This is a genomic window from Rhodococcus jostii NBRC 16295 (assembly GCF_001894825.1).
In the GTDB taxonomy this organism is placed as follows: domain Bacteria; phylum Actinomycetota; class Actinomycetes; order Mycobacteriales; family Mycobacteriaceae; genus Rhodococcus_F; species Rhodococcus_F jostii.
This window is the reverse complement of the sequence record NZ_BCWY01000154.1, coordinates 1-13,326: the sequence shown is the minus strand read 5'-3', so window position 1 is coordinate 13,326 and position 13,326 is coordinate 1. Positions and strand designations below refer to the sequence as shown.

The window sequence follows — 13,326 nt, the reverse complement described above, 5'->3', positions numbered from 1 at the left end:
AGGCCCCCGCTCCCGCACCGGCGCCCGCCGCAGACGGGGCCGCGCCGCTCGGCTACACCCCCGCCGCCGTCAACACACCGTTGCGTCAGCAGCCGGCGCGGGCGGGCGCCGACGACGTCACGGCCGTGCTCATCGAACCGGGCAGCGGCCCCGGCGACGCCACCCTCAGCGATATCGCGAGCCCGCTCGACAGCGGCGGCCCCAAGGTCATCAGCCGTCAGCAGTGGGGGGCGGACGAGTCCATCCGCTGCCAGGACCCCGATTACGATGACTTCATCGGCGGTGCCACCGTGCACCACACCGCGGGCGCCAACGACTACTCGAAGGCAGAATCGGCCGAGATCGTCCGGGCAATCTACGCGTACCACGCGCAGACCCTCGGCTGGTGCGACATCGGCTACAACGCGCTGGTCGACAAGTACGGCCAGATTTTCGAGGGTCGCGCCGGCGGTCTCGACCGTCCGGTCCAGGGCGCACACGCGGGCGGATTCAACGAGAACACCACCGGCGTCGCGATGATGGGCGACTTCTCGTCCGAGGATCCGCCGCAGGCCACCCTCGACGCCGTCGGCAAGTTCCTCGGCTGGAAGCTCGGCAAGGCCGGACTCGACCCGCTCGGTGAGACGACGATGTACTCCGAGGGCACCGAGTTCACTCCGTACGCCGAGGGTGAGGCCGTTGACCTGCCGGTGATCTTCGCGCACCGCGACGTCGGCAACACGTCCTGCCCGGGCGACGCGGCGTACTCACACATGGACGAGATCCGGCAGATCGCGGCCGCCAACCTCGGCGGTGGCAACGCCTCCCTCGCGTCGGACGCACCCGCGGGTGAGGCTCCGGCACCGTCCGGCGGTCCCGGCACCGATGCCAGCGCCAGCCTCGGCGCGGGTATCCCGGCCCTGGTCAACGAACTGCTGCGGCTCACCGACCCGTCGCCGGTCGCGCAGAAGTGGGTCGCGGAGGGCGGCGACACCGGCCGGCTCGGTCAGGCCCTCAGCGGACTGCTGCAGGCCAAGGCGGGGAACTCGGGCGCCGAGTTCACCAACGGCGCCATCTTCACCTCGCCCAACGGCGGCGTGTGGGCGGTCCTCGGTCAGATCTTCAAGACCTGGCAGAGTCTCGGCGCCGACAACGGCGAACTGGGCCTGCCGACCAGTGACGAGTACACGATCCCGGGCGGTCTGCGCACCGACTTCGAGAACGGTTCGCTGATCTTCAACGAACTGACCGGCATCGTCACCAAGGTCCTGAAGACCTACAACGACACGTACGCGGAGGCATACAAGAACGGGGCCCGGGTCGATGCCGCGGCGCCCGTCGCACCGCCCGCGGACCCGGCGCAGATTCCGCCGGCACCGGCCGAGCCCGCACCGGCTCTCGCTCCGGCACCGGAACCCGCGCCCGCGCCGGCTCCGGTCGAGCCCGCACCGGTTCCGGCCGGCTGATCGGGTTTCACCCTCTCGGGCGCTGGTGGTCTCAGGACCACCAGCGCTCGAGTACTTTCGCGACCCCGTCGTCCCAGTTGGTGGCCGTGACCTCGTCGGCAACGGCCTTGGCGTCGGGGTGCGCGTTCTCGACGGCGACACCCCGGCCCGCGAGGTTCAGCATCGGAATGTCGTTGGGCATGTCGCCGAACGCCACGATCTGTGACGCCGTCACGCCGAGCCGTTCGGCCACGATCGCGAGCCCCGACGCCTTCGTGATGCCGGACGCCGACAGTTCGATCAGCCCGTTGTCGGTGGAGAACGTGACGTCGGCCCGGCCCCCGATGTGCGGTGCCAGCGCGTCCACCATCGCCTGACTCGACATTCCCGGCACCCGGATCAGCAGCTTCACCGCGGGGGCCGCCACCACCTCGTGCTCCGACATCTCGGTGTTGTCGGGGTTGAGCCAGGCGTGCTGGTATCCGGGCGAACTCACGAACTGCGGTGTCGCCGCGTCATGGGCGCTGACACCGACCCGCTCCGCCGCGAGTCCGGCACCGGGGAGCACGTCGAGCGCGATCGCCGACAGCCACGTGAGGGTGTCCACGTCGAGGGTCGCGGCGCTGAGTACGCGGTCGCTGTCGCTGTCGTAGATGACGGCGCCGTTGGCGCAGACGGCGAGCGGCGCGTAGCCGAGGCCCTCGACCACGGGATGGATCCAGCGTGGGGGCCGGCCGGTGGCCAGCACGAAGGGCGTTCCCGACGCGACCACCGACGCGACGGCGTCTCGGGTGCGGGCACTGACGCGCTCGTCCTCCCCGATCAGGGTGCCGTCGACATCGGACGCTACAAGGCTCGGTCGGTCTGGGCTCACCCGGCCATTCTGCCTGCCGAGCCGACGACCCCGCCGGGCGGCCGTTACCCCGCCCCGCGTTGCTCGGCTTCGCGGCGGTCCATCTCGGTGGCCTCCTCGATGGTGGGCGCACTGCCGCCGAGACGTCGGGGCACCCAGTCCGCGCCCGCCGGATGGTCGAATCCGTTCTGCACCCGGCGCAGGATCGCGTCCATCTCCGTGTGCAGGGTCGCGGTGAGGGCTTCCGCCGGTTCGCGCGGGGCGATCGGCCGGCCGACCTCGACGGTCACCGGGAACCGGTGCCGCCCAAGATGTCTCGGCCTGCCCTTGGTGGCAATCCGCTGAGCGCCCCACACGATGACGGGCACGATCGGCACCTGCGCGTCGATCGCCATGCGCGCCGCACCCGACTTCAGCTCCTTGATCTCGAAGCTCCGGCTGATGGTCGCCTCCGGGTACACACCCACCAGCTCACCCTCGCGGAGCCGATCCACCGCGGCCAGGTACGCCCCGGCGCCCGCCGTCCGGTCGACCGGGATCACCCCGCACCCGCGCATCAGAAACGCCATCACCCTGTTGTTCGCGAGTTCGGCCTTCGCCATCAGCCGCAGTGTGCGGTCCACCGCACCGACCGCGAGTGCCAGCTGAACGAAGTCCAGGTATCCGGTGTGGTTGACCGCGAGCACCGCACCGCCCTCGGAAGGGATGTTGCCGAGGCCGACCCGGGTCATCCGCAGACCCTGGAACAGGGACAACGCCTTGGCCGTCGACTCGACAGCCGTGTAGACAGGCTCCACCGGCACCCTCTAGCTACCGGTCTCCCGGGACCTGCGGGACGCTGCCTTCGCCTCGGCGTCGGCGGCGTCCATCTTGTTCGCCTCCTCCAGCGTCGGTGCACTGCCCCCGAGACGCGCGGGCACCCAGTACTCGCCGGCCGGGTGGTCGTACCCCTGCTGGAGGTCCGTGAGCATCGTCTTCATCGTGGCATGCAGCTTCTCCGTGAGCTCGGACGCAGGCTCGAACGGCTGGACCGGCTTGCCGACGGCGATCGAGATCGGAGTGTTCGTGCGGCCCAGCCGCTTCGGGAACCCCTTCGTCCACACCCGCTGCGCACCCCAGATGACCACTGGGACGATCGGCACGCCCGCCTCGATCGCCATGCGCGCGGCACCCGACTTGAAGTCCTTGATCTCGAAGCTCCGGCTGATGGTCGCCTCGGGGTAGACGCCCACCAGTTCACCGCGACGCAGAAAGTCGACAGCCGCCTTGTACGAATCCGCACCGGCGGCCCGGTCGACCGGAATGTGCTTGAGCGCGCGCATGATCGGGCCCGAGATCTTGTTGTCGAACACTTCCTTCTTCGCCATGAAGCGGACGTACCGCTTGACGCGGCGGGCCGGAAGTCCGGCATAGGTGAAGTCCATGTAGCCGGTGTGATTGATCGCGATCACCGCCCCACCCGTCGCCGGAATGTGCTGATCACCCTGGACCGTGAACTTCAGCCCCTCGAGGGCGAATACGGTGCGGGCGATGCCGATGACGGTTCGGTAGACGGGTTCCACAATCGGCTAGCGTAGCCGGGTATCCGCGATCTGGCCCGCCGTCGGGGACGGACATTCGGTGGGGAGTCGAGAGAAAGGGCGCGCTGGAGATGGGTGGCAGGGGTAGGAGGGCGCTCATCGCGCCGGTCGTCGCGGTGATTCTCGCGGCGGGGGTGGCGTGCGATTCGCAGTCCGGCATCCCGACGGAGGACGCCCCGGCCGACACCGTCTCCGCTCCCACGTCGGCAGCCGAGGCGACGACCACGACGCCACAGCCTTCGGCTCCCGTGCCGCAGGTGGTCGTGGGCGAGGTGCCCGGCAACCCCACAGCGGTGGACGCCGTCCGCACCTGGGCCACGGACCTGGTGACCCGGCCCGACACCGTCCCCGCGAGATGCTGGACGCTGCCGCCCGCCCAGGCCGCCGACCAGTACGCCGACACGGCCGCGATCCTCGGGGCGCTCGGCCAACCTGGCATCGACGGACAGTTCGCGGTGTCGTGGACGGGCGGCGGGACCACCGTGTCCGTCAAACGCAGCGAGATCGCGTCCGGTTACGCCTGCCCGCACGTCCACCCCACCGGAACCGTCGACTTCTACACCCCCGTCGACGCCGAATACGCCGTCACCCGCTTCCTGTCGCGGGAGTCGGGCGCGCCGGTGAACCGGGCCGACACCGAGACCGCTTACCCGTTGATCTGCCCCGGCTTCAGCCCGTGGGACCCGTCCGGCACCGGCAGCGGCGGTCAGCCTCCGCTCAAATCCGACCCCGACGTCCTGGCCGGGACCACGGCGTTCGCCGCCGACGCGATGACCGCCACGCCCGTCCGCGGCGACTACCTGGACGTGTCCGTTCCGGTCACCGATGTGTCCGGTGTGACCGAGACCAAGCGGGTCACCCTGTCCATCGGACCCGACGGTTACTGCCTCGGCGAAGTGACCTGACCCCACGTGAGTGGCACGGTGTGCTGGAGCGCGCATTGTCACTCACCTGGGGGGAACGCCTACCCTGGAACAGTCGCTCAGCTCCCAGGAGGCAAACCAGTGCAGGTCACCAGCGTCGGACACGCCGGATTCCACATCCAGACCGAGGCAGGCTCGATCCTGTGCGACCCCTGGGTGAACCCCGCGTACTTCGCGTCCTGGTTCCCGTTCCCGGACAACACCCAGCTCGACTGGGACACCCTCGGCAACTGCGACTACCTGTACGTCTCGCACCTGCACAAGGACCACTTCGACCCGGAGAACCTGAGCAAGCACGTCAACAAGGACGCGACGGTGCTGCTCCCCGACTACCCGGTGCCGGACCTCAAGCGTGAACTCGAGGCGCTGGGTTTCCACAAGTTCTTCGAGACCGAGGACTCGGTCAAGCACAAGGTCTCGGGTCCCAAGGGTGACCTGGACATCATGATCATCGCGCTGCGCGCGCCCGCGGACGGTCCGATCGGCGACTCCGGTCTCGTGGTGTCCGACGGCGAGACCACGTGTTTCAACATGAACGACGCGCGACCCGTCGACATGGACGTCCTGCACGACGAGTTCGGCAAGATCGACATCCACCTGCTGCAGTACTCGGGCGCCATCTGGTACCCGATGGTCTACGACATCCCCACCAAGACGAAGGCCAACTTCGGCAAGCAGAAGCGGCAGCGCGGCATGGACCGGTGCCGCAGCTACATCGAGCAGGTCGCGGCCACGTGGGTGGTGCCGTCCGCCGGACCGCCGGTGTTCCTCGACGACGCGTTGCGCTACCTCAACGACGACCGGGGCGACGAGGGCAACATCTTCCCCGACCAGATCACGTTCCTCGAGCAGATGCGGATCCACGGCAACGACGGCGGCATCCTCATGATTCCGGGGTCGACGGCCGATCTGAAGGGCGGCGAGCTCACGCTCACGCATCCGATCCCGGACGCCGAGGTCGACAAGATCTTCTCCGACAAGGCCGCGTACATCGAGGACATGGCGCAGCGCATGGCGCCGGTCCTCGCCGCCGAGAAGGCCACGTGGGCGCCCGCCGAGGGCGAGCCGCTGCTGGAGGCGCTGAAGGCCAAGTTCGAGCCGATCATGAAGCAGTCCGACCTCATCTGCGACGGCATCGGCTACCCCGTCGGCCTCGTGATGGGCGACGAGACCGTCGTCCTCGACTTCCCGCAGCGCACCGTCCGTGCGCGTGGCGAGAAGGACGGCAAGTACCGCTACGGGTTCCGCATCGCGCCCGAGCTGGTGCGCACGGTGCTGCGTGACGACGAACCCGACTGGGTGAACACCATCTTCCTGTCCACCCGCTTCGAGGCGTGGCGCGTCGGCGGCTACAACGAATTCCTCTACACGTTCTTCAAGTGCCTCACCGACGAGCGCATCGCGTACGCCGACGGCTGGTTCGCCGAGGCCCACGACGACTCCGCGTCGATCGAACTGGGTGGCTACGAGATCCAGCGGCGGTGCCCGCACCTCAAGGCCGACCTGTCGAAGTTCGGCGTCGTCGACGGCACCAACCTCACCTGCAACCTCCACGGCTGGCAGTGGGACCTCGAATCGGGACGCTGCAAGACGTCGAAGGGGCACGAACTGCGGTCCAGCAAGCTCTGAGCTCAGCGGGTGAATGTACCTTTCGGCGCATCTGACGCGCCGAAAGGTACATTCACCCGGCAGTGGCGGCGTCGGCCCGGACCGGCGGCAGCCACCGCCGAACGAGAACCGACGAGAGCAGCACCGGAACGGCCAGTGCCGCAACGAGCGTCGTGACGGACAGCCACAGGGATCCGGCGGCTAAACCGACAAAGATCGACACCGCGGCCACCTCGCCGAACAGTCCCGCCACCGACGTGACGGTGGCCCGGGCGGGGCCTGTGATCGAATCCTGCACGCGTGCTTCGGTCACGATCATCGCGTTGCCGAGAATGCCGTAGCCGACGCCGATCGCGACGAATCCGGGGACGCCCCCGAGCAGCGCTCCGGCGCCGAGTAACACGGCGCCGACGGCGACGGCCCGCCCCATGGTGACCGCACGCATCGACGCCGTGCGTCCGGCGAGGGCTGTGCCGACCACCTGACCGCCGACGGTGATCGCCACGAGCAGCGGAACGGAGGCCGTCGGCGTTCCGCTGTCACGCGCGAGCAACCCGAAGTACTCGTCGAACGCGAGGAAGGCGATCAGCACCGCCGACAGCAGCACCCCACGCCGAACCACCGCCTCGCGCGTGACCTCACCGATGCCCGCCCTCAGCATCGCCGCATAACGGGCCGCGAGTCCGGCGTGATCCTCCGCGCCGTCGAGCGTCTCGTCCGCCTCCTCGACCTTCGGGGCCGCCGGCAGCAGCAGGGCGAAGCAGCCGTGGACCACGGTCGCACCGACACTGACCCACCCGACCAGCGGATATCCGCCGACGACGTACAGCGGCGCGGCCGTCAGGGTCGCGAGAAGGTTGCACACCATGGCGCCGGAGTTGGCGTAGCCGAGCAACCCCGCGAAGTCGCCGGACGCGCCGCGCGCCACGAGTTCGTCGTACAGCAGCGCCTCGAACGTGCCCGACTGGATGGCCCCGCTGATCCCCCACAACACGAACCCGGCCGCGAATCCGGCGTACGACGGCACCAGGATCCACACGGTGAATCCGGCCGTGTACAGAATCGACGCGAGGACGAGGAGGCCACGGCGGGACACCGTGTCGGCCCAGGCACCGGACGGCACCTCCGCGACGAACGACACGACGGACCAGATGACGAACAGTGACGAGATCTGACCGACGCTCAGGCCGTGGTCGGCGAACAGCAGGTCATAGAGCCCGTACAGCGGAATGAGATCGCGCGTGGACACGTAGCCGACCACGCGGACCGCGAGAGAACGCTGCGAACTGGGTCAAGGCTGGGCGGCGGGGTATCTCACGCGCCCAGTGTCGCACTCCATACGGGGAGTGTCACCCCGTTTTCGACCTATCCGACGGTCGGCGGCTGGTCGACGAGCTGGGCCATGTAGAGCTGGTCGCCCATCTTGTCCATCAGTTCGATCTGGGTCTCGAGGTAGTCGATGTGGTCCTCTTCCTCCTTGAGGATCCCCTCGAGGAGTTTCGCGGACGTGGCGTCGCCCTTTTCGCGGCACATCTGGATTCCCGGACGCAGGCGTTCGACCACCTCGACCTCGATGGAGAGGTCGGAATGGAACTGCTCACGCAGATCCTGCCCGATGCGGAGCGGCAGCAGCTTCTGGTAGTTCGGCAGCGCTTCGAGGAACAGGATCCGGTCGGTGAGGATCTCGGCGTGCGTCATCTCTTCGATGGATTCGGCACGCGTCTTGTCCGCGAGTTTGGTGAAGCCCCAATTGGCCTGCATCTTGGAGTGGAGGAAGTACTGATTGATCGCCGTCAGCTCGCTGGTCAACTGTTCGTTGAGAAGAGCAATGATCTCGTCGTCGCCACGCATGACTTCTCCGTTCGCCCCGGTTGAGGCGAACGTACCACTGGCGATACCGCTCTGTAGCGAATCGCGGGATTCAGTTGTGCTGCAGTTTCGTCACGCGGCCGTGCTGCCGACGACCGTCCGCTCTCCCAGAATCTCCTTCAACCGATCGACGCAGGTTCCACATCCCCATCCGGCGCCGCAACGCTCACCGATCGCATCCGCGCTGTCGGCCCCGGCGGCACAGTGCTCATGCACTTCGTCTTCCGTCACGGCCTTGCAGATGCACACGAACATGTGGAGCTCCTTAACCAACCAACCAGATTAGGTAAGGGTTACATCATTCGTGCGATCGCGCAAGGGTAGCCTTCCCACAATTTCGGTGAGGCGGATTACGGTTTCAGAACATCCGTACCGACGAACGGCACGAGCGCCTCGGGCACCCGGACGGTGCCGTCGGACTGCTGGTGGTTCTCGAGGATGGCGACGATCCACCGGGTGGTGGCGAGGGTGCCGTTGAGGGTCGCGGCCGTCTGCGGCTTCCCGTTCTCGTCGCGGTACCGCACACCGAGGCGCCGCGCCTGGAACGTCGTGCAGTTGGACGTCGAGGTGAGCTCGCGGTACGCCTGCTGAGTGGGCACCCAGGCCTCGCAGTCGAACTTGCGGGCCGCCGACGACCCCAGGTCGCCGCCCGCGACGTCGATCACCCGGTAGGGCACCTCGATGGCGGCGAGCATGTCGCGCTCCCACCCGAGCAGACGCTGGTGCTCCGCGTCGGCGTCCTCGGGCTTGCAGTAGGTGAACATCTCCACCTTGTCGAACTGATGGACGCGGATGATGCCGCGGGTGTCCTTGCCGTAGCTGCCGGCCTCGCGGCGGAAGCACGTCGACCAGCCGGCGTACCGCTTAGGGCCCTCCGCGAGGTCGAGGATCTCGCCCGAGTGGTATCCGGCCAGCGGGACCTCCGACGTACCGACGAGGTACAGGTCGTCGTCCGCGAGGTGGTAGATCTCGTCCGCATGGGCACCGAGGAATCCGGTTCCCGCCATGATCTCCGGGCGCACCAGCACCGGCGGGATCATCATCTGGAAACCGTTGGCCATGGCCTTCTGCGCGGCCAGCTGCAGCATCCCCAACTGCAGCATGGCGCCGAAGCCGGTGAGGAAGTAGAAGCGGGCGCCCGACACCTTCGCGCCGCGTTCCATGTCGATCAGGCCCAGCGACTCGCCCAGCTCGAGGTGGTCCTTGGGCTCGAAGTCGAACGTCGGAACGTCGCCGACCGTCTCGAGGGTGATGAAGTCGTCCTCACCTCCGGCGGGTGCGCCCTCCTGGACGATGTTGGAGATCGCCCGGTGCGCGGCGTCGAGCGCGGCCTGCGCCTCGTGCTGCGCGGCCTCGGCCTGCTTCACCTTGGCGGCGAGTTCCTTGGACCCCTCGAGCAGCGCCGGACGTTCCTCCGGTGACGCCTGCCCGACCTTCTTGCCGAACGCCTTCTGCTCGGCACGCAGGTTGTCGCCTGCGAGAACAGCGGCTCGACGGGACGCGTCGGCCTCGAGCAACGCGTCGACCAGGGACGGATCTTCGCCGCGGGTGCGCTGCGACTCACGGACGGCGTCGGGGTTCTCGCGGAGGAACTTCAGGTCAATCACGGCTTCAAACCCTACCGGGCGCCGTAGAGCGGCTCACTCCGGTTTCGGTTCCAGCAGGCTCAACAGGTCCTCGCGGCCGAACATGCGGGCGGCGTCGACGGCGGTCGGATGCCCGGCGGTGGGATCGGCGCCGCCCGCCACGAGCGTCCGGACCACGGCGTCCTCACCCTTGAACAGGGCCCCTGCCAGCGGAGACTGCCCCTTGTCGTTGAGCCGGTCGACGTCGGCACCGCGGTCGATCAGGACCTGAACGACCTCCGCGTGCCCGTGGTAGGCGGCCAGCATCACCAGGGTGTCGCCGTTCTGATTGGCCAGGTTCACCGGGACGCCCGCGTCGACGTACGTGGCCAAGGACACGGCGTCGCCGGATCGTGCCGTATCGAACACCCGCCCGGCGAGCTCCTGCAGTTCGGGATCGACCGGCTCGGCGGACTGCTGCGGATCGTCACTCATGGTCGTCGAAGTTACGCGAGGTTCGAGCCGCTTGCGGGAGTTGTTCTGCTTCCACGATCGGAACGGGCATTATGGAAATCGATGTCCTCAGATCAATCGAACGGCGCCGAGCCCCAGCCGGAGAACTCCGGGCAACCGGGGAAGGCTCCCCACAGCATGTCCGCGACCACGACGCGTCGCGCGCTGGCGGCCGTCGCCGCAGGCGCCGTCGTGGCAGCGATCGCCACCTTCGCGATCGCGGGCGGATTCAACCGCAGCGAGAACCTTCCGACGCACTCGAACGGTTCCGGACCGCAGGCGACCGGAGCCGTGGAGGGCGACGCGTTCTCCTCGGCGGCGGCCGGCGACTGCCTCGACTGGACGCCGTCGAACGATCCCCAGGAAGACCGGAAGGACGTCGCGAAGGTCGACTGCTCCGACGAGCACCGGTTCGAGGTGGCGGCGCCGCTGGACCTCAGCGCCTACCCGGGCGCCGAGTTCGGTCCGGGTTCGCGGTATCCGGGTGCGCTGCGGTTCGCCGCGCTGCGGGACGAGCACTGTGTGCCCGCGGTCGACTCCTATCTGGGCGCGAAGTTCGATCCGTACGGCAAGTTCAGTGTGGGTCTCATGTTCCCCAGCGAGTCCGGTTGGGCGTCGGGCGAGCGCACCCTGCGCTGCGGCCTCCAATTCTCCAGCACCGCAGGCACGTTGCTGCCGTTCACCGGCAGGGTGGCTGAGCAGGACCAGTCCAACATCTGGGATCCGGGCACCTGCATCGGCATCAACCAGAACGTGCCCACCGATCCCGTCGACTGCGCGCAGCCCCACGCCTTCGAAGTGATTTCCGTCGTCGACCTCGCCACCCAGTTCCCGGCCTCGATGCCGTCCGTCGAAGACCAGGACAAGTACCTCGAAGGTGTGTGCACGCAGGCCGCCAACGAGTACCTCGGTTCGGCGGACGCTCTGCGGGACAAGACGCTGACGTTGTTCTGGGACAACCTCGAACTCGACAGCTGGCTGGCCGGCAGCAGGCGGGTCAACTGCTCGGTGGGCAAGGAGACCGACGCCGGGGGCTTCTCGACCATCACCGGTTCGGCGAAGGGCGAGATCCTCATCAACGGCGCGGCCCCGGTACCGCCGCCGCCGATCCCGGAGGGCAGGTCGGTGCCGACCCCGCTTCCCGGCGCAGTGCCCCCCGGGAACTGATGTGGCGGTGCGCATGACGCCCGGCCGATTCGAGGAATTGGTGGGCGACGCCCTCGACCTGATCCCGCCGCAGCTCGCGGCCGCCATCGACAACGTCGTCGTCCTCGTCGACGACCGCAACGACGAAGACCCCCACCTTCTGGGGCTCTACCACGGGATCGCGCTGACGGAGCGGGACAGTCATTACGGCGGATCGCTACCCGATACGATTACCGTCTATCGCGACGCCCTCCTCGACATCTGCAGTTCGGAGGAGGAAGTCGTGCACGAGGTGGCCGTCACCGTGATACACGAGGTTGCGCACTACTTCGGGATAGAAGAAGATCGCTTGCACGAGCTCGGCTGGGGATGAACGGTTTTCCCGAGACGATTCTCGGGATCGGGGGGAACCGAAGAGCGAGTTGCAGCGTCCAAGTGTGTAGGGACAGCTGCACCATGCAGTCCGTTTGCCGGGGGGCCACTGCCTTCCGCCTGCCTAGGTCAGAAGGAGTTCGACGCAATGCCCACTCTGCACGTCGCACCTGAAGCTCTCGTCGCCGCCGCCGTGGAACTCGACGCGCTCGCCGCGCGTCTCGAGGCTTCGGTCGCTCTCAACTCCGCGGCCATCCGCGTGCTCCCGTCGGGGAGCGAGGAGGTCTCGCTGCACGCGGCCGGCTACTTCAACACCGTGGCCACCACGTTCACTCCCGCTGTCGCCCAGGGCATTCTCGAGATGCGCGAGACCGCGAACACGCTCCGCACCCAGGCCGCGCTGTATGCCGCCGAGGACCTCGCGCTCGGCGCGTCCCTCGCTGCGGGCATGTGACCGCGGGCGCCTCGAGACCACCAGGAGATCAGACATGACCATGGGACTGACAGGTGTCATCTGGTTGCCCCGCGGGGCAACCGTCAACTCGACCACCCTCGTCGCGGGCGCCGGCCCGGTGCCGCTCAGTGTGGCGAGTGCGGCGTGGACCGCGCTGTCCACCAGCTTCGTCGACGCCAACCTCACGCTCGTCCGTGTGATGGCCGAACTCGCCGCGGGCTGGCAGGGTGTGTCCGCCGTCGCGGCTCTCGCCAAGATCACGCCGTTCACGGTGTGGACGGCCGAATGCGCCGAGCTCGCAGCAGATACGGCAGCGAAGGCGGGGCTCGAGGCGGGCGCGTACACCACTGCCGCGCTGATCATGCCCAGCATTCCCGAGATCATCGCGGTCAAGACGGCGAAGACCACCGCGTACTCGACGGGTGGTGCGCTGAACGGCACGGCCGCGGCCGCGGAAGCCGCCGACCGTGCGATGGACATCCGCGCCGGGCTCGTGATGGAAGGCTACGAGGCCGCGTCGAACATCCTGGCTCTGAAGCGCACGTACAAGCAGCCGCCGCGCATCGTCACCAAGGCCGATTCGAAGGAAGTCGGGAGCTTCGACGAGATCCCGTCGGACGGCGAATTCGACCCCACGCGGGCTGCCGCGGCCGCACTGATGGCCGCTGGCCAGAACCCGGCCGTCACCACCGCCGCATCGCAGGTCGGCAGCATCGCCGGTACCACCGTCTCCACCGCCACGTCGGCGGCGAGCAACATCGGTGGCGCGGCACTGTCCGCGGTCACCGGTGGCGGCGCCACCCCGATGACGGTCGGCGCGCCGATGATGTCGGGCGGCTCGTACGGAGGCGGCTCCGCGTCGACCAGCGCCGCGGCGGCCCGCACCTCGGTCGGTGCGATCGGTGCCGGAGTCACGGGCGGTGCGACGCTGCCCGAGGGCTGGGGCAAGACGGACGGGCTCGGCCAGGGCGCTCGATCCGGCGCACCGGCGCCCGCACCGGGCGGCGTGATCGGCGACG

Annotated in this window: 15 protein-coding genes; 7 read left to right on the top strand and 8 right to left on the bottom strand. The window is 68.4% G+C overall.

Annotated features, from left to right (window positions below; all coding sequences use genetic code 11):
• On the top strand, positions 1 to 1,445 hold a 1,445-nt coding region (locus tag RJ1_RS43165), incomplete at its 5' end, for an N-acetylmuramoyl-L-alanine amidase (protein WP_143169602.1).
• A 31-nt stretch (positions 1,446 to 1,476) separates the two neighbouring features.
• On the opposite strand, the gene RJ1_RS43160 is transcribed toward RJ1_RS43165, so the two are convergent.
• Genes RJ1_RS43160 through RJ1_RS43150 form a run of 3 tightly spaced genes read right to left on the bottom strand, consistent with a single transcriptional unit; the run spans position 1,477 to position 3,839 of the window.
• The gene (locus tag RJ1_RS43160) at positions 1,477 to 2,298 is read right to left on the bottom strand and encodes a Cof-type HAD-IIB family hydrolase (protein ID WP_073370491.1); all 822 of its coding nucleotides are present in this window, start codon (positions 2,296 to 2,298) and stop codon (positions 1,477 to 1,479) included.
• A gap of 44 nt (positions 2,299 to 2,342) precedes the next feature.
• Complete coding sequence (locus RJ1_RS43155) at positions 2,343 to 3,074, bottom strand: lysophospholipid acyltransferase family protein (RefSeq protein WP_073370488.1); 732 nt, start codon at positions 3,072 to 3,074, stop codon at positions 2,343 to 2,345.
• Positions 3,075 to 3,083: 9 nt separating this feature from the next.
• Positions 3,084 to 3,839, bottom strand: a complete 756-nt coding sequence (locus RJ1_RS43150) for a lysophospholipid acyltransferase family protein (RefSeq protein WP_073370486.1) — start codon at positions 3,837 to 3,839, stop codon at positions 3,084 to 3,086.
• Between the two features lie 89 nt (positions 3,840 to 3,928).
• On the opposite strand from RJ1_RS43150, the gene RJ1_RS43145 reads away from it, so the two are divergent.
• Together RJ1_RS43145 and RJ1_RS43140 are read left to right on the top strand one after the other, a co-directional pair.
• Positions 3,929 to 4,762: a hypothetical protein gene (locus RJ1_RS43145; RefSeq protein WP_073370483.1), complete on the top strand. Its 834-nt coding sequence runs from the start codon at positions 3,929 to 3,931 to the stop codon at positions 4,760 to 4,762.
• A 99-nt stretch (positions 4,763 to 4,861) separates the two neighbouring features.
• A complete protein-coding gene (locus RJ1_RS43140) occupies positions 4,862 to 6,409 on the top strand; it encodes a Rieske 2Fe-2S domain-containing protein (RefSeq protein ID WP_073370480.1) in 1,548 nt (515 codons plus the stop codon).
• A gap of 52 nt (positions 6,410 to 6,461) precedes the next feature.
• Here the strand turns inward: RJ1_RS43140 and RJ1_RS43135 are convergent, their stop codons facing one another.
• From RJ1_RS43135 to RJ1_RS43115, 5 genes are all read right to left on the bottom strand, one after another.
• Positions 6,462 to 7,649 carry an MFS transporter gene (locus RJ1_RS43135; protein WP_073370478.1) on the bottom strand — a complete coding sequence of 396 codons (1,188 nt, stop codon included), beginning with the start codon at positions 7,647 to 7,649 and terminating at the stop codon, positions 6,462 to 6,464.
• 104 nt (positions 7,650 to 7,753) lie between these two features.
• A complete protein-coding gene (bfr, locus tag RJ1_RS43130; protein ID WP_072938629.1) occupies positions 7,754 to 8,239 on the bottom strand; it encodes a bacterioferritin in 486 nt (161 codons plus the stop codon).
• 90 nt (positions 8,240 to 8,329) lie between these two features.
• Positions 8,330 to 8,512, bottom strand: coding sequence for a (2Fe-2S)-binding protein (locus RJ1_RS43125; RefSeq protein ID WP_012691106.1), 183 nt, complete (start codon positions 8,510 to 8,512; stop codon positions 8,330 to 8,332).
• A 95-nt stretch (positions 8,513 to 8,607) separates the two neighbouring features.
• Entirely contained in the window at positions 8,608 to 9,864 is a 1,257-nt protein-coding gene (gene serS / locus RJ1_RS43120) for a serine--tRNA ligase (RefSeq protein ID WP_073370476.1), read from the bottom strand.
• A gap of 33 nt (positions 9,865 to 9,897) precedes the next feature.
• Entirely contained in the window at positions 9,898 to 10,317 is a 420-nt protein-coding gene (locus RJ1_RS43115; RefSeq protein ID WP_073370474.1) for an ankyrin repeat domain-containing protein, read from the bottom strand.
• Positions 10,318 to 10,398: 81 nt separating this feature from the next.
• Here RJ1_RS43115 and RJ1_RS43110 point away from each other — a divergent pair, with 81 nt between their 5' ends.
• The 4 genes from RJ1_RS43110 to RJ1_RS43095 all read left to right on the top strand — a co-directional run.
• Positions 10,399 to 11,502, top strand: a complete 1,104-nt coding sequence (locus tag RJ1_RS43110; RefSeq protein WP_073370471.1) for a septum formation family protein — start codon at positions 10,399 to 10,401, stop codon at positions 11,500 to 11,502.
• A 1-nt stretch (position 11,503) separates the two neighbouring features.
• Positions 11,504 to 11,854, top strand: coding sequence for a metallopeptidase family protein (locus RJ1_RS43105; protein WP_073370468.1), 351 nt, complete (start codon positions 11,504 to 11,506; stop codon positions 11,852 to 11,854).
• A 147-nt stretch (positions 11,855 to 12,001) separates the two neighbouring features.
• A complete protein-coding gene (locus RJ1_RS43100) occupies positions 12,002 to 12,307 on the top strand; it encodes a PE family protein (protein WP_073370465.1) in 306 nt (101 codons plus the stop codon).
• Positions 12,308 to 12,341: 34 nt separating this feature from the next.
• On the top strand, positions 12,342 to 13,326 hold a 985-nt coding region (locus RJ1_RS43095), incomplete at its 3' end, for a PPE domain-containing protein (protein WP_143169601.1).